Annotated in this window: 16 protein-coding genes and 1 pseudogene; 4 read left to right on the forward strand and 13 right to left on the reverse strand. The window is 60.5% G+C overall.

The window, feature by feature from the left end; translation table 11 throughout:
- Window positions 1-60 precede the first annotated feature (60 nt).
- From H9K75_RS14355 to H9K75_RS14390, 8 genes are all read right to left on the reverse strand, one after another.
- Window positions 61-648, reverse strand: a complete 588-nt coding sequence (locus H9K75_RS14355) for a S26 family signal peptidase (RefSeq protein WP_073646493.1) — start codon at window positions 646-648, stop codon at window positions 61-63.
- Window positions 645-1,202 (reverse strand): DUF2840 domain-containing protein, encoded by a 558-nt coding sequence (locus H9K75_RS14360; RefSeq protein ID WP_073646492.1) that lies wholly within the window; start codon window positions 1,200-1,202, stop codon window positions 645-647. Before H9K75_RS14360 ends, H9K75_RS14355 begins: the two co-directional genes overlap by 4 nt.
- Window positions 1,199-1,483 carry a chromosome partitioning protein ParB gene (locus tag H9K75_RS14365; RefSeq protein ID WP_073646498.1) on the reverse strand — a complete coding sequence of 95 codons (285 nt, stop codon included), beginning with the start codon at window positions 1,481-1,483 and terminating at the stop codon, window positions 1,199-1,201. The genes H9K75_RS14360 and H9K75_RS14365 overlap by 4 nt, the downstream gene beginning before the upstream one ends.
- Window positions 1,480-2,118 carry a ParA family partition ATPase gene (gene parA / locus H9K75_RS14370; RefSeq protein ID WP_073646491.1) on the reverse strand — a complete coding sequence of 213 codons (639 nt, stop codon included), beginning with the start codon at window positions 2,116-2,118 and terminating at the stop codon, window positions 1,480-1,482. Before parA ends, H9K75_RS14365 begins: the two co-directional genes overlap by 4 nt.
- A gap of 289 nt (window positions 2,119-2,407) precedes the next feature.
- Window positions 2,408-3,265: a replication initiator protein A gene (locus H9K75_RS14375; protein WP_073646490.1), complete on the reverse strand. Its 858-nt coding sequence runs from the start codon at window positions 3,263-3,265 to the stop codon at window positions 2,408-2,410.
- Window positions 3,266-3,291: 26 nt separating this feature from the next.
- Window positions 3,292-3,588: a helix-turn-helix domain-containing protein gene (locus tag H9K75_RS14380; RefSeq protein WP_073646489.1), complete on the reverse strand. Its 297-nt coding sequence runs from the start codon at window positions 3,586-3,588 to the stop codon at window positions 3,292-3,294.
- Window positions 3,589-3,702: 114 nt separating this feature from the next.
- Window positions 3,703-4,479, reverse strand: coding sequence for a DUF2285 domain-containing protein (locus H9K75_RS14385; RefSeq protein WP_073646488.1), 777 nt, complete (start codon window positions 4,477-4,479; stop codon window positions 3,703-3,705).
- 344 nt (window positions 4,480-4,823) lie between these two features.
- A complete protein-coding gene (locus H9K75_RS14390) occupies window positions 4,824-5,171 on the reverse strand; it encodes a DUF2958 domain-containing protein (protein WP_073646487.1) in 348 nt (115 codons plus the stop codon).
- A gap of 268 nt (window positions 5,172-5,439) precedes the next feature.
- Here H9K75_RS14390 and H9K75_RS14395 point away from each other — a divergent pair, with 268 nt between their 5' ends.
- The 4 genes from H9K75_RS14395 to H9K75_RS14410 are packed head-to-tail and all read left to right on the forward strand — an operon-like array spanning window position 5,440 to window position 8,454.
- The gene (locus tag H9K75_RS14395) at window positions 5,440-5,733 is read left to right on the forward strand and encodes a helix-turn-helix domain-containing protein (protein WP_073646486.1); all 294 of its coding nucleotides are present in this window, start codon (window positions 5,440-5,442) and stop codon (window positions 5,731-5,733) included.
- A 42-nt stretch (window positions 5,734-5,775) separates the two neighbouring features.
- Complete coding sequence (locus H9K75_RS14400; RefSeq protein WP_226858223.1) at window positions 5,776-6,645, forward strand: DNA adenine methylase; 870 nt, start codon at window positions 5,776-5,778, stop codon at window positions 6,643-6,645.
- Complete coding sequence (locus tag H9K75_RS14405) at window positions 6,636-7,262, forward strand: hypothetical protein (RefSeq protein WP_124164490.1); 627 nt, start codon at window positions 6,636-6,638, stop codon at window positions 7,260-7,262. The genes H9K75_RS14400 and H9K75_RS14405 overlap by 10 nt, the downstream gene beginning before the upstream one ends.
- Window positions 7,255-8,454, forward strand: coding sequence for a DGQHR domain-containing protein (locus tag H9K75_RS14410; RefSeq protein ID WP_073646485.1), 1,200 nt, complete (start codon window positions 7,255-7,257; stop codon window positions 8,452-8,454). Before H9K75_RS14405 ends, H9K75_RS14410 begins: the two co-directional genes overlap by 8 nt.
- A gap of 52 nt (window positions 8,455-8,506) precedes the next feature.
- Here H9K75_RS14410 and radC read toward each other — a convergent pair whose 3' ends face one another.
- The 5 genes and pseudogenes from radC to H9K75_RS14435 all read right to left on the reverse strand — a co-directional run bounded on the left by radC (window position 8,507) and on the right by H9K75_RS14435 (window position 14,095).
- A complete protein-coding gene (radC, locus tag H9K75_RS14415; protein WP_073646484.1) occupies window positions 8,507-9,016 on the reverse strand; it encodes a RadC family protein in 510 nt (169 codons plus the stop codon).
- 333 nt (window positions 9,017-9,349) lie between these two features.
- Window positions 9,350-10,516 (reverse strand): PDDEXK nuclease domain-containing protein, encoded by a 1,167-nt coding sequence (locus tag H9K75_RS14420; protein WP_073646483.1) that lies wholly within the window; start codon window positions 10,514-10,516, stop codon window positions 9,350-9,352.
- The gene (locus H9K75_RS14425; protein WP_073646482.1) at window positions 10,513-11,712 is read right to left on the reverse strand and encodes a tyrosine-type recombinase/integrase; all 1,200 of its coding nucleotides are present in this window, start codon (window positions 11,710-11,712) and stop codon (window positions 10,513-10,515) included. Before H9K75_RS14425 ends, H9K75_RS14420 begins: the two co-directional genes overlap by 4 nt.
- Window positions 11,713-12,154: 442 nt before the next feature.
- Window positions 12,155-12,742 (reverse strand): single-stranded DNA-binding protein, encoded by a 588-nt coding sequence (gene ssb, locus H9K75_RS14430; RefSeq protein WP_187723151.1) that lies wholly within the window; start codon window positions 12,740-12,742, stop codon window positions 12,155-12,157.
- Between the two features lie 148 nt (window positions 12,743-12,890).
- Window positions 12,891-14,095: pseudogene (locus H9K75_RS14435) on the reverse strand (MFS transporter).
- Window positions 14,096-14,472: the final 377 nt, after the last annotated feature.

Raw genomic sequence — 14,472 nt, forward strand, 5'->3', positions numbered from 1 at the left:
AGAACGACATGCCCGATGGCACGATGAGATGCACGGCAGCGTGCAGCGAATCGGCCGCCATCATGGGCGTGCCTCCAGCCAGACCCGATGCGCAACGCCGATCACGGTGGATGCGCTGACCGGCCCGAAATAGCGGCTGTCGAACGATGCCGGCTTTGTCACGCTCAACAGGAACAGCTCGCCCGGTTCGAGGTGGCGGCAAAGCTGCAAGGATGGCAGCGACCGGCCCAGCCGGTCGGCAGGCAGCACGGCGGCCGAAGGCACGCCGTCGATGCGTACCTGTCCAGCGACGATGCAAACGTGTTGCGGTGCGACTGCGCCCACACGTTTGAGCAGCGGAACGCGCGTCGGCAGGTAGCCGCGCTGCGCAGCCAGTGCGGCTACCTCGACTGGCAACGGCACGAGCACGATGCTGTCCACGGACAACGGACGTAGCAGCGAAGCAGTGCGCGGGTCGAACGGTTCGATGCGATACCATCCGACCGCCACGCTGTCGGATGGGTTGTACGTCAGGCGCGGCAGCGGTTGCACGAACGCCGCCCAGGCCAGCGCAGCGAGGCCGACTGCGGCGAAGCCCGCCAGCACGATGCGAGCGCGCAGGCGCGAGCGAGGATGCGGCGAGGCGGACGAAGTGGAAACGGTCGTCATGGCAGCGCCTTCCCAGCGAGCCACGCGGAATGCCGCTCGGCGGTGTATTCGGGCAGCGGCAGGCGGGCCTCCAGACGGTTGCCCAGCGTGCGCCAGTACGCGGGCGAGACGGCAGACGCGGCGATGCCCAGCGCCTCGATGCCGTCGATGCGTTCCAACACGGCGCGCACGTTGGCGTCATCCTCGGCGTGCAGCAGCAGACGTGCGCCTGGCCGCACGCCGGGGATGCGCTGCAAGGCATCCAATGGCGTGCCAGCCTGCATCACCATGAGCTGCCAGCGGATCGTGCCGTAGTCGTTGGTCTGCCAGCGGATGCGGCAGAGAACAGCGTTCGGCAGGAACACCGCGCAGCGCCGCCAGCGGTCGAGCTGGAGCGTGCGCGCAGGTTCGCCGAAGCGCAGGTAGAGCTTGAAGCGCGGTTCGATGTAGGCCAGCGATACGCGCGTCAGCGGCACGTTGCCGGCCTGGCGGGCGAGTGTCGAAAGCGAAGTCGCTGGCGTGGTCGATGCAGAAGCCGTGACCGCGTTCGCGGCAGGTGCGATGGATGCGTTCATGGCAGGTTCTCCGTGCGGGTCTCGGGAAACTCCCGTTCCAGCAGGCCGCGGAGCAGTTCGGCCACGGTCACGCCCTGACCGAAGGCGGCGATCTTGATGCGCGCGCGCAGCGCTGGCGTCACGTCGAGGGTCAGGCGTGCGGTGTAGAGGTCGCCCTTATTGAGCGCATCAGCGTCGCCCTGGCGAATCCACGCCTCAGCGTGCGGATTCGCCGGTGGGCGCGCACCGATGCCAATGCGCTTGGCCGTGCGCTTGCTGTTCGGTGGCGACTGTGCGGTCATGTCGGCCACCGCAGCAGTTCATCGACCAGCGCGGCGATCTCGCGGGTGGCGGCGCTGTCGGGCGCCGTCTCGCGGGCGAGTCGACCAGCGGCCACGCTGTCGGCGAAGACGATCCTTTGCCGAACCTCAGCGCGCAGCGCCGGCAACGGCTGTTCGGCCAGCGATTGCCGCGCCTCCCGACCGATCACCGTGGTGCTAACGCGGCGGTTGATGACGAAGGCCGCGCGCAGCGCAGGCCGGAACACCTGCGCCTCACGGATCAGTGCCACCATCTCGGCGCTGGCCCACAAGTCGTAGGGGCTGGGCTGCACCGGAATCAGCACGCGCTCGGCTGCCAGCAGCGCGGAGCGCGCCAAGGCGGCGATGCGCGGCGGCCCGTCGATGATGACGTGATCTGCGCGGCGGGCGAGTTCTGGCGCCTCTTGGTGCAGCGTTTCGCGTGCAAGGCCCACGGCGCTGAACAGCCGTGGCAAGCCTTGCTGGCTTCTGCGCTGCGTCCAGTCCAGCGATGAACCCTGCGGGTCGGCATCCAGCAGGACGACGTGCTGGCCGCGCATCGCCAGTTCGCCGGCGATGTGGGTGGCGAGCGTGGTCTTGCCGACGCCGCCTTTTTGGTTGAGTAACGCGACGATCATGGCGCGGCCCTCCGTGCTGGAAAGCCTTGCTTCGAGTCGCCTGCAAAACCTGATTTCTGGCGGCTTGGATTGCCTGCCGTTTGTGGCCGCGTGGCGGTTGTCCACCGCAGCGGCGCTTCTCTACTAAAAGTTAGAGAATTTAAGTTATGTATGTTAGAGAGCGCGCAAACCCAATGCTGGCGCGGGTTTTCGGCCGATTGGCACGCCTGATAGCACGATAGGGCCACGCCTGATAGCACGATACCCCGCACGCCTGATAGCACGACACTATTCACAGGTTGTCCCGGAGTTATCCCCGTGCCGTGGACGGCACGGGTCGGAAGGTCAATAACTCCGTTCCGTCGTCCGGCATCCGCTCGATGCCCAGGACGTAGCCGGGCAGCGACTGCCGCGCCACCAGCGCGCGCAGGTCGCAGGCGAAGTCGTAAGGTTTGGCGGTACTGCCGGACTTCTGGTGCAGGTAGCGGAAATCGAACTGCCAGCCGTATTCCTGCCTGCCACCGTGCTTGCGTACCAGCCGGTACAGCCATCGCTCGATACCGCCGGTCAGCCGGAAATACGCCGGGTCGATGGTCAGCACCAGGGCGGCATCGAGCACGCCGGCGTAGAACCAGTCCGGCAGGATCAGTTCGATGCCCAATGGCGTGCCGCTGGCGTCGGCCAGTTCCTTCCACTCGTTGATCCACGAGAAGCGGTGCAGCCGCCTTCCCGTGGTCTCGCGGATGGACGTGGCCACCGTGGTCGATTGCAGCCGGTCGAGCGCGGCCTTGAGACGCTGGTAGTCGCGTGAGCCGGTGCCGCGCCCGATGAAGCGCAGGATCTCGTAGGGCGTGGCGTGCATCAGCCGCGATGGCCGCAGGCCCGCGTCCTGCGCCTCCACGATCTGGCTGGCGGCCCAGATCAGGATGTCGGCATCCCAGATCGTGGCGATGCCATGCTCGGTCGTGCCTTCCACGCGGATCGTCACGTTGCCCGCCCGGAAGTCGATGGGCTTGACCCGCTTGGACTTCGCCAGCGAGAAGAACGGATAGGCCATCAAGTCTTGGCTGTCGCGCGGCGCCATGTCGCCCGGCAAGGCGCGAAACAGGTCGAGCTGTTCGCGCTCCTGCACCGACCGCTGCCGGGGCGGCAGCGCGAGACTGGACATGACGGCGGCCACCCGTGAACCTGCGATCAGCGGCGATCACGGTAGTCACCCGCATGGCGCTCGGCGTACTCCGGGTCGGAGGTGGCATCGAAGCTGCGCGCATCGGCCCAGGCATCCAGGTCGGCCACCGCGTACATGACGCGCCGGCCGAACTTGCGGAACTTCGGCCCGCCGCCGATCACGCGCTGTTTCTCCAGCGTGCGGGGCGACAGCCGCAGGTAGTCGGCGGCTTCGTCGTTGGTCAGATAGCGTTGGGGCTGCGCGGGCGCAGCAACAGCAGCGGAAGGAGCGGTTACAGAGGGCCGCAAGGGAGCGGGTCGCATGGGATTTACCTCCATCAAGCCCGGCCACACCACGCGGCCGGATGGAGGCACTTTCGAGAAATTCAGGCTTCCTGCTAAGGGACGAATTGCAGGGAGTGCAAAACGTCCCCCTTGCTACGATGCAACTGGCCCAAGCTGCGCCAGGCTGCGATAGCCGCCGCGCATCAGCGCCTCGCCGCGACGCGCCAGCCGCCGCACGCGGGCACGCAAGGCGCTGTCGGCGTGCCAGTCGGCGGCCACGGCATCCACGCCGAACAACCCTTCGGCCACCTCGCGCAAGGACGCGCCGGCCAGGGTCGCGTCAAGCGCCTGGAGCGTGTGCAGTTCCTGCACCGCCGCGAGCGTGGGCCGGGAACGGGCCATTGCCGCAGGCACGGCATCCGGCAGCGCCGCCAGCTTGTCCAGTTCGGCCACCAGTGCCTGATAACGCGCGCAGGGTGTGGCGCAGGCGCGGGTAGCGTAGAGGTAGGCCATGCCGTCTTCCAGGCCCGGCGCCAGCGCGAGCCGCAGGCAGCAACCGGGCCAGCGCGACACCAGCACCAGGCGTTTGCCGTCGTGGATCAGATGCTTGCGGCCGGGAACACACCAGAACTCGAAGGCATAGGCTTCGGGCGGTGGGTCGGCATCGGGATAAAGCTGCACCACGGCATCGTGGTCGGGAAACCAGGCCGGATGCGCGTCACGTGCGTCTAGGGCGGGATCTTCCAGCAGGCGCAGGCCCCAGCGGTGCGCCGCATCCGGGCGGCGGCGACGGCGCAGCCAGTCTAGCCGGTAGTCGGGATTGCGGCGCAGGTACTCCCAGGCCAAGGCCGGGCCATCAAGATGCAGCGTGTAGAGATACGCAGCGGTCGGATACCAGTGTTCTCGATGTTCGGCACTCGGGCCAGCCATGACGCAACCTCCTGTCAGTCAGCAGGAACGTCGCTGCGGCTCGGCATGCGGGAGCTATCGTTTCAACATCAAAACGTCATCGTTATCGGGTTAAGCTGAAACTACGGGTGTCAAGTCCGATTGGCTCCGGTGCATTGCGAAAATCGTCTGAATGCGACGGCTGTGCCGCCTGGAATCGACGGTCAGCAGCCGATACCGTGCCGCAGCCCGGGCCAAAGACCATGACTGTTTACATCAGAGTTGCACCGCTTCGGTGCAAGAATGCGGATTCAGACCGGGCGGGTCTTGAGTGAGACGGAAATAGTCACAATGCGCTGCGCTTGGCCTCGCTGCGCGGGCCTGCATCAGTCCGGTATCGAACCGTCTTCTTCGGCCAGCCGCACATACTCCGACAGCCGCCGTGTCGGTTGAAAGTAACGATCGCGCATCACGGGCTGCTTGCGCGGCCCGACGATGGACGCCAGATCGGAGAGCTTCACCGTGCCCAGGGCAGGCATCCCGATGCCCAGGTCGATCAGGCCATAGGCCGTATCGCCGTCGGTGGGATCGAGCGAGGCCAGCAGCCAGGTTGCGTGCGCGTCGGGGGTGAACAGCCGCACCACGGGCAGCGGGTCGGTATCCTGCCCGGCGGCGCGGGCCTGGCCGTGGGCCAGCAGCCGCGCCCGGTCGTCCTCGGTGACAAGCGGGGTCACGACCGCGCGCCTTGCACGAATGCACGCAAGCGCTGAAGCGCATTCGTGCTTGCGCCCTGATGCACAAATGCGCAAGCGTACGAATCCGCAGAAGCGTAGAGCCACGCAGGCGCATGTACGGAAGTCAGGAAAGACACGGATCAGGCTCTCCGCTTTTGAAGAAAGCCGCTGATGTGGATTTCTTCAAAGGCACAAAAACAAGTGGGATCGGATGAATGAGTTAAATATAACGTGGTTTTAAATTTTGTACAAACTGAAACTTCTGCATATGCAGAAGCGATCCATCCAGCGTGGCCGACCGACGGGCGCGACAACCTTTGAAGCGGAGCCGGCACAAGCGTTTGGCGCCGCAGTACGCTCTATCAGGACTGCACAGGGTGTTGCGCAAGAAACTTTGGCAAATCGTGCAGGAATCGAGCGCTCACATATGGGGAAGATTGAACGAGGAGAGCATATGCCCACTCTGGCGATTATCTTGAAAATTGCTAGAGCACTGGGATGCAGCGCTTCTGAATTGATGAAGGAAACAGAAAATGGGCTTGAGGCAATCAAGGGAAAATAACCCATTCCAATGCGCTGCTGTTGCAACGATCGAAGGGTCTCTTTGGAGTTGGAGGAAGGTTTTTGCGAAACAAAAATCATTCCCGCCCCACCGCACGCGAATAGCCACTATCAAGAAACCTCGCCTTTTCTGAAATGGGCAGGAGGGAAAAGGTGGTTGGTCGAAAAGCACTCACACCTTCTAAATATAGAGCACGAAAGATATATCGAGCCTTTTGTGGGTAGTGGCGCAGTTTTTTTTAGCCTGCTTCCGCATTCCGCTATTCTTTGCGATAAAAACGAAAAGCTCATAGAAGTTTATGAGGCAATAAAAAGCGACTGGAAGAAAGTTGCAGATTTGCTTCGAGTTCATCACAAAAATCACTCTTCAGAATATTATTATCAAACTCGCCGAAAGCGGTTACGCACGCCAGAAACACGAGCAGCGCAATTTATTTACCTAAACAGAACCTGTTGGAATGGCTTATACCGGGTAAATAAGAAAGGTGAATTCAACGTCCCAATAGGAACGAAGCAGAATGTAGTTCTGTCGACTGATGATTTTGAAAAAATCGCCTTGTGCTTAAAAAATGTAGAGCTTCTCTCTGGCGACTTTGAAATTGCTCTTGAAAAGGCCGGGCAGGGGGATTTTGTTTTTATAGATCCTCCTTATACAGTCAAACATAACTACAACGGCTTTCTAAAGTACAACGAAAGTATATTTTCCTGGGAAGACCAGGTTCGACTTCGTGATGCCGTCGAGCTTGCTGTATCACGAGGGGCAAAAGTGCTTGTGACTAACGCCTGCCATGACAGCATAAAACGCCTATATGAAAACCTAGGCGAGATCTCAACGTTAAATAGAGCCAGCATCATAGCCGGGAAATCTTCCGCTCGGGGCAGGTACGAGGAGGTCGTCATCAAATGCTACTAAAGACCATCGGCCGCCTGCCTCTAATTCAATGCCTGGTGCATTTTCCTCTGAATGCTCATAAAACAGCATTAAAGAAATTCTCTACGCTTTGGATTTTGACCAGCCTTCCTGTCATCGTCGCTGTATTTCTGTCGCCAATACCAGATGGAACCTCGGGTGTGGGAGTAAAGCTTCTGCTGAAGCTAAGAGAGTCCATTACAGTTTCAGAATTATTTGTGTACACCGCCACATTTCTTACGCCTATTTTCTATATGATTTTTGAGAAGTACCAAGAATCATCAGAAACTCAATTTGGCGAAAAAATAGTACAAAGCGTTAGAAGGTTATTCAAGGGCTACGGGTTGCTGGCGTTGATTTCAATCGTCATCATGATCTTGACCGCTATTGCTTTCGGGCAGATTAAGGCAGGGTCGAGTGACTTCCAAAACTCGTTTCTCGGCTACTACCTAAGTAGTTTATCACTGCCAATCTACATCTTTTCTTTATACTGCTGGTATCTCACGCTCCTTGATGGAGCATGGAGAGGTGATTTTGTATCGGAGAATAGAAGCTCTGAAAAAAATATAGTGAACGATTTTTCTGCAAGGCTGCGTGCTCGGGAGTCTGGTGATGAGTAAAGAATTAAAGCTTACAGTCCTGAAAGTCCGCCAGCCAATTGGCGATTTTTATATCGCATCAATAAGGGCACAAGACCTAGTAGATATATCCTTCTCGGATGTAAGGCGGTTAGCCAAAGACCAGCGTGACCTTGAGAAATATCTTGGTATCCAGCGCCCTGTCAGCCCCAAGAGAATTAAAGAAATAAAGCAATATATCGAAGGAGAGGATTCGACATTTCCAACATCAGTTATCCTTGCTGTGGATGAAAAGTGCGCTGAATATGACTCAGATGGGAACGGCATCGGCACACTGGTTCTTAAGGAGTATCAAGCCGATGCCTCTGATGAGGCAGACTCAATACCTTACGCTAGAATTGCAAAAGTTATAGATGGTCAACACCGCATTGCTGCCTTCATGGATGAAAACAATAATTGGTGTTTTGATTACGATGAGCGAGATTTTGATATTAATGTTGCGATATTTATCGGGGCGGATGTCTCCGAGCAGGCAAATATATTTGCAACCGTAAATCTTGCGCAAACAAAAGTTAATAAAAGCCTTGTGTATGACCTGACGGAGCTGGCAAAAACATCAAGTCCTCATAAGACATGCCACAATGTAGCGGTGGCATTGGATAAAGAGCCAAGCAGCCCGCTATATCAAAGGATTAAGCGGCTAGGAACAGCTACGCCAGGTCGAAAAAAAGAGCCCTTGACACAAGCATCCTTTGTTGAATCTTTAGTTAAATTCATTTCACCCAACCCCGTTCAAGATAGAAATGATCTCTTGGCAGGGAAGAAAATAAAGCACGTCGCTGGATCTGATTTGAAAAAATTTCCATTTAGAAATTTATTTATTGATGGAAAAGAGATTGATATTACCGAAATAATTTACAACTACTTTAAGGCAGTTGAGAAAAAATGGCCAGACTCATGGAATGCAACTGATCGCGTGGGCAATCTCCTTCCTCGATCAAACGCCTTTAAAGCCTTCATGATTTATTTGCGAGAAGATGCGTATCCAGAACTTGCGCAAGGAAACTATGGACTGATTCCGTCCGTGAATGAATTTTATAAAAAACTGGATCACATCGAGTTAAAAGACGAAGACTTTACAACCCGAAATTTCGCACCAGGCAGTGGTGGACAAGCCACGTTCTTAAAGATGTTGCGTGGGGAGATATCGCTCGAAGATATGCTAGACGGGTAAGTCCCGAATGTCCTTCCTCGTATCAGAAAACGGGGGCAATAGCCCCCGTGTGTCATAACAAGCCATGCTCTGCAAACGACACCGTGTTTGCACCGGCCACGATGACATGATCCAGCGTGCGAACTTCCACCAGCGTCAGAGCCTCTTTCAGCCGCTGCGTCAACACCCTGTCGGCCTGTGACGGCTCAGGATTCCCGCTCGGATGGTTGTGCGAGAGGATGACCGCCGCCGCATTGAGCCGCAGGGCTTCCTTGACCACTTCACGCGGATACACCGATGCACTGTCGATGGTGCCGTGGAACATCTCCCGGTACTCGATCAGCCGGTGGCGCGTGTCCAGAAACAGCACTGTAAAGACTTCATGCTCGAAGCCTGCCAGCTTGTTGCGCAGGTACTCCTTGACCAGCGCCGGGGAAGTGAACTCAGCACCACGCTGCATTTTCAACTCGATGGCCTGGCGCGCCGCTTCGAGAATTTGATCCACCGATGCCGGCATGTAGCGCCCTTGGGCGTCACGCACCAGCAAAGCGTCATCGAACGAGGAAAAGGACAGTTGCGACATAATCGTGCTCCGGTTGCTCGGGCGGAATTGCCCGGAACCGTTGCCAGCACGGCGCAGCGCAAGCAGTCAGAGATCGAAGACGGCCACTAGGCCGCAAGCGTGCGAGCACGCGCAGTCATTGACGGCGAGAACGCCGTGATACGGTGAAGGGAACAGCAAGACCGCCTACACCCCACTCAGCCACACACCCGCCGTTGGCAAGTGCGCAGCACGCGCAGGCCCGGATCAACGATCCAGGCCGGAGGCGTCAGGGATCAGCGCCGAATGGCTGTGATTCGGCACGAAGCACGGGCGCAGCCCGCGAGCCCGACGGCGGTACGCCGGGACGCACAACTATGGCTTGCCGTCCTTGAAGGACAGCGCTCCGCGAGATTCGAGCAGCCGCCGCGTGTTCTCCAGTTCTTTTTGCAACAACTCGGCATCTGGCAGCACAGTGCGGTAGTTCGCCGCCATCACCTTGGTTGGCAAGCCATCCAGCGCATACCGCGCCAAAGCATGGCCCTTGTCGGCACACAGAATCAGGCCCACCGGCGGGTTCTCGTCCGGGTAGGCCCAATGCTCCTTGGCATAGTTGCAGTACATATGCATCTGCCCCACATCGGCATGGGTCAGGCTGCCCAACTTCAGGTCGATGATGACCAGGCAGCGCAGCTTGCGATGGAAGAACAGCAGATCCACCCGGTACCAGGTCTGGTCGATGCGCAACCGGCGCTGCCGCCCAACGAAGGTGAAGCCTTCGCCCAGCTCCAGCAGAAAGTCTTCCAACCGCTGGATCAAGGCCGCTTCCAGGTCGGATTCCGAGTACTCGTCCTTGAGGTCAAGGAACTCCAGCACATACGGGTCTTTGATGGCGTCATTGGGCGTGACGATATCCTCGGGCTTGGCCGCCGCACCCTTGACCAACATCACGGCCTTGTCTTTGGACAAGGCCGTGCGTTCATAGAACTGGCTGCCTATCTGCCGGTCGAGCTGGCGCACGCTCCAGCCACCGCGCAGTGCTTCGGTCTCGTAGAACCGGCGGGCATGGTCATCCTTGACCGACAGCAGCCGGACATAGGCCGACCACGGCAGGGTAAAGACCTGAGCCAGTTCGGACAGACTCAATTTCCCAGACACTGTCTGGGATTTCTCAGGGGGCGACTCGTTTCCCAATTTCCCAGACAGTGTCTGGGAAATCTCTGGTTGGGGGTACGCGAGGTAGAAACGCCGCATGCTCTCCAGGTTGTTGACGCCGAACCCGCGCCCGAATCGGGCCGTCAGGTCGGCGGACAAGCGTTCCATCAATTGCTCGCCGTAACCAGCCCGCCGCCTGCCTTTCTGCTCGGCCTCGACGATCCGGCGGCCGATTTCCCAATAGCTGGCGGTCATCATTGCATTGACACTGCGCGCCGCCGCCTGGCGCGCCGCATCCAGCAGCTCGACGATGCCGCCGTGGATGCCGGCGTAGCCGGCAGGTAAGGCGGCGGGCTTCCGCGTTGCCACAGGCGTCTTCCTTGTCATGCTGTCGCCTCCATAGAACGGGATGCCCCGGTAATCGCCAGCCGCCGATTCGCCACCAGTTCGGCCGCGTCCCGCACCGGCTTGTCCTCGGTATGAACATAGTGCATGAACATCGCCACGGTCTTGTGACCTGTGAGCTTCATGCCCACCTTGGTCGGAACACCCGAGTTGGCAATGTCGGTCGTCGCCCGGTGGCGGATGCCGTGTGTACCGACATGCGGCACGCCTGCCGCCTTGAGCACGCGCGTCCAGCCGCCGTAGTGCTCGCCGTGGGTCAGGTGCCGGGTCGGGTCGTTCGGCGACGGTAGGACATAGGGGCAGCCTTCCCGGCGCGGTGCCGTCGAAAGCAGCCGATAGGCTTCCTCGCTCATGGGCTTGGAGATGCCACCCGTCTTGCTGTCGGGCCAGACGACGCGGCGCTTTTCCAGATCAACCCATGCCCATTCGAGCGGGCAGATTTCCGAGCGCCGTGCGGCGAACTCGAATTGCAGGCGAATCGCCAGCGGAATGACGTAGTTCTCCAGCCCCTCGGCCTCCAGCTTCTCCAACTGGCGGAAGATCCGCACCAACTCATCGTCCACGATGAGCCGGGTTTCCTTGCCGGGCGGGTACATCGGGACGTGTCGGCACGGATTCGTGCCGTCTGGGCGCAGCCCCCACACTTCGGCCAGGTTGAACATCTTGCGCAAGACGCCGAAGGTGCGGTTGGCTTCGGCCTGCTTGTAGGCCAGCTTCTTCATCAGCGCGGCCACGTCCGGGCGCTTCACGTCCTGCACCTTCATCCGCCCCATGATCGGGATGATGCAACGGTCAATCACGCCCTGATAGCCGCGCTGCGTGCTGGGCTTGTTGCGCTGCTTGGAGTAGTCCTCCATGAAGGTGTGGCAATACTCCTTCATGGTCGGCGCCTTGCGCGCGGCATTCTTGGCCGCGCTGGGGTCGCCGCCCCGGCGAACCTCGGCCAGCCACTCCTGCGCCATCGTGCGCGCCTGATCGACCGTCAGTTCCCCGTACTGGCCCAAGGCGGGCTTGCGGCGCTCGCCGGCGTTCGTGCGGTACTGAAGCATGAAGACCTTGCGCCCTGCCGGGGTGATCTTGCACAGGAAGCCGGGCACCACGGTGTCCCGCAGTTCGATGGCCTTGTCTTGAGGTTGCGTCGCATCGACTGCGGACTTGGTGAGTTTTATTCTTGCCACGATGACTCCTCGGAAAGCCCGGTTTCCAAGAGCCGCATGGGAGCCACGCGAGGGAAGCCGGGTCAAGTTTCGGAAAGCACCGGCATATGTTGAACTCGCCTAAGTAATTGATAAACCTGCTGTATCGAGCCTTGGCGTAGTCCAGCGAATTACGGTACTGGAGTCATCGTGAAACAAAAAATGGCGCAATTCACGAGGATGAGCAATACCGTCATCCACGGCGGTGATCGCCACGAGGGTTTGGTTTCGAGCGGAATGGCGATGAACATCCGCCGATTGTGCAAGAGATTGCACAAAAGTTACATGTCAATTCATCGGCGCGCTTGCATTATCTTGCGCACTCTGGAGAGGGTCGCGAAGTTCGGGTTAAGCGCCGAGCATGCCAGAGATGACCAAACGCGTTGATTGCAACTGTGGAGAGTGGCGACCAGGTGTTTGATGATCAGAACGGAATATCGTCATCCATGTCGTCGAACCCCGAATTCGCGCGCGGTTGTTGCTGCTGCGCGGGGGCCGGTGCCGGGCGAGGTGCGGGAGCCGATGGCGGGCGTTGCGCCGTGGGTGCCGGGGCTGCGCGGCGCTGGGGGGCTGGTGCTGGGGCGGCGTTGTAACCGCCGTCGTTGGCACCACTGTAGCCGCCATCGTCGTAGCCGCCACTGTCGCCACCGCCGCCCGCATTGCCGCCGCCCATGCCCTGACGGCCGCCGAGCATCTGCATCTGGTCGGCACGGATTTCGGTGGTGAAGCGTTCCTGGCCCTGCTGATCGGTCCACTTGCGCGTGCGCAGGCTGCCTTCGACATAGACCTGCGAGCCCTTGCGCAGGTACTGCCCCGCGATTTCGGCCAGGCGGCCATTGAAGGTGACGCGGTGCCACTCGGTGGCCTCACGGTTCTCTCCGGTGTTCTTGTCGCGCCAGCGGTCCGTCGTGGCAATGGTCACGTTGGCCACCTGATCGCCGCTGGGGAAAGTGCGCATTTCGGGGTCGCGGCCCAGATTGCCGACGATGATGACTTTGTTGACGGATGCCATGCTGCTGTTACCTTCACTGAATGTTGAGTTTGCGCGCCAAATGGTGGTGGGAGTAGCGCGCCTGAACGGGAGATTGTGCACCAAACCCGCGTGTTGCTGGCGGTGGCTTTGGCCGCGCATCTCGACAGTTTGGCGGATGGCTTTGCTTTCAGTGCGCGCCCTGCGCGGCAACTTGAGCGGCGTGCGCACGTCCAATGGGGCGCAGCGGCCAGGTCACGACGAGCCACAGCGCGCAGAGCGCTGCGGTCACGCCGAATAAACCCGGTGCGCCGAGCGTCTTGATCAGCAGGCCGCCCAACGCGCCGCCGCGAACAGGCCGAGCGATTGCAGCGTGTTGTAGCTGCCAAGCGCCGCGCCGCGCAACTGGGCGGGGGCCATGCGCGAGACCAGGCTAGGTTGCGAGGCTTCGAGCGCGTTGAAGCCGCAGAAGAAGACAAACAACAGCCCGCCCATCACCACCAGCGAGGGCGTGCTGCCGCTTGCAAACAGCAGGCCGAGCGCGATCTGCACCACCAGCACCAGCGCGATGGCACCGAGCAGCGCGGCACGCAGGCGGCCCTTGCGTTCCATGGAAAACAGCCCGCCCATGGCGACAAAGGACAGCACGACGGCGGGCAGATAGAGCTGCCAGTGTTCGCTCTTGGCCAGGCCGGCCTGGACGATGAGCGCGGGCACCGCCACCCACATCGACATCTGGACCGTGTGCAGCACGAACACGCCGAAATTCAGCCGCAGCAGATCGGGGTGTTTCCAGACGTCGGCGGCGCGGCCGCGCGGAGCATCGGCATGTGGGGCGGATTCGGGCGGCACGACCCAGATCACCACGGCGATGCCGGCGAGCGCCAGCGCGCAGGTGAGGCCGAACAATCCCGAAAGCCCCATGAGCGAGGTCAGCGCCGGAGCGGCGACCAACGCCACCGCGAACATCAGACCGATGCTGCCGCCGACGAGCGCCATCGCCTTGGTGCGCACGCCATCGCGCGTCTGATCGGCGAGCAGCGCCGTCACCGCCGCCGAGACTGCGCCCGCGCCTTGCAGTGCACGGCCCACCAGCAGGCCGGTGAGCGAATCCGCCATCGCCGCGAGCAGGCTGCCCGCCGCAAACACCAGCAGACCGAAGACGATGACGCGTTTGCGTCCGAAGCGGTCGGATGCCATGCCAAGCGGCAGTTGCAGAAATGCCTGCGTGAGGCCATAGATGCCCATCGCCAGACCGACCATCGCCGGATCGCCGCCGCCGGGGTATTTGCGCGCCTCGAGCGCAAACACCGGCAGCACGAGAAACAGGCCCAGCATGCGCAGCGCAAAGATCAGCGCAAGGCCGATGCTGGAGCGGCGCTCCAGCGGCGTCATCTTGGTGGGGCTGGGCGAGGAGGTCGAGGATGGGTCCGACACGGGCGGCTTCAGGCGGGATAGGTTGGATGGATGTTGCCCCGGGGCCCTGGGATGTGCTTCGGGAGCACTGCTGTCGGCAGCGCTGGCTGGAATTCTCCGGTGATTTTGCCATGCCTGTGTGCCGCCGCTGGTCAGGCGCTGTTCGCGGAACTCACGGGGTCGCGCAGGCCGTCGGCGCGCTCGCCTGCGACGGCTACGCCGTGAAGTCAGGGTTTTGTAGGCTTGAACGCAGCTCATGCGTGCAGCGCGGCAGACGCTGTCCTATGATGTCCGGTTGCCCCGAACTGTTCAAGATTCCATGCCCTCCAAGCAAGACAAGCAGACTGCGATGAGCC

The organism is Diaphorobacter aerolatus (genome assembly GCF_014489535.1).
Taxonomy (GTDB): domain Bacteria; phylum Pseudomonadota; class Gammaproteobacteria; order Burkholderiales; family Burkholderiaceae_C; genus Diaphorobacter_A; species Diaphorobacter_A aerolatus.

What these genes read in the sequence shown, in the direction of transcription:
- H9K75_RS14355 (WP_073646493.1), bottom strand. Translation starts at nt 648, where the DNA reads ATGACGACCGTTTCCACTTCGTCCGCCTCGCCGCATCCTCGCTCGCGC.
- H9K75_RS14360 (WP_073646492.1), bottom strand. Translation starts at nt 1,202, where the DNA reads ATGAACGCATCCATCGCACCTGCCGCGAACGCGGTCACGGCTTCTGCA.
- H9K75_RS14365 (WP_073646498.1), bottom strand. Translation starts at nt 1,483, where the DNA reads ATGACCGCACAGTCGCCACCGAACAGCAAGCGCACGGCCAAGCGCATT.
- parA (WP_073646491.1), bottom strand. Translation starts at nt 2,118, where the DNA reads ATGATCGTCGCGTTACTCAACCAAAAAGGCGGCGTCGGCAAGACCACG.
- H9K75_RS14375 (WP_073646490.1), bottom strand. Translation starts at nt 3,265, where the DNA reads ATGTCCAGTCTCGCGCTGCCGCCCCGGCAGCGGTCGGTGCAGGAGCGC.
- H9K75_RS14380 (WP_073646489.1), bottom strand. Translation starts at nt 3,588, where the DNA reads ATGCGACCCGCTCCCTTGCGGCCCTCTGTAACCGCTCCTTCCGCTGCT.
- H9K75_RS14385 (WP_073646488.1), bottom strand. Translation starts at nt 4,479, where the DNA reads ATGGCTGGCCCGAGTGCCGAACATCGAGAACACTGGTATCCGACCGCT.
- H9K75_RS14395 (WP_073646486.1), top strand. Translation starts at nt 5,440, where the DNA reads ATGCAGAAGCGATCCATCCAGCGTGGCCGACCGACGGGCGCGACAACC.
- H9K75_RS14405 (WP_124164490.1), top strand. Translation starts at nt 6,636, where the DNA reads ATGCTACTAAAGACCATCGGCCGCCTGCCTCTAATTCAATGCCTGGTG.
- H9K75_RS14410 (WP_073646485.1), top strand. Translation starts at nt 7,255, where the DNA reads ATGAGTAAAGAATTAAAGCTTACAGTCCTGAAAGTCCGCCAGCCAATT.
- radC (WP_073646484.1), bottom strand. Translation starts at nt 9,016, where the DNA reads ATGTCGCAACTGTCCTTTTCCTCGTTCGATGACGCTTTGCTGGTGCGT.
- H9K75_RS14420 (WP_073646483.1), bottom strand. Translation starts at nt 10,516, where the DNA reads ATGACAAGGAAGACGCCTGTGGCAACGCGGAAGCCCGCCGCCTTACCT.
- ssb (WP_187723151.1), bottom strand. Translation starts at nt 12,742, where the DNA reads ATGGCATCCGTCAACAAAGTCATCATCGTCGGCAATCTGGGCCGCGAC.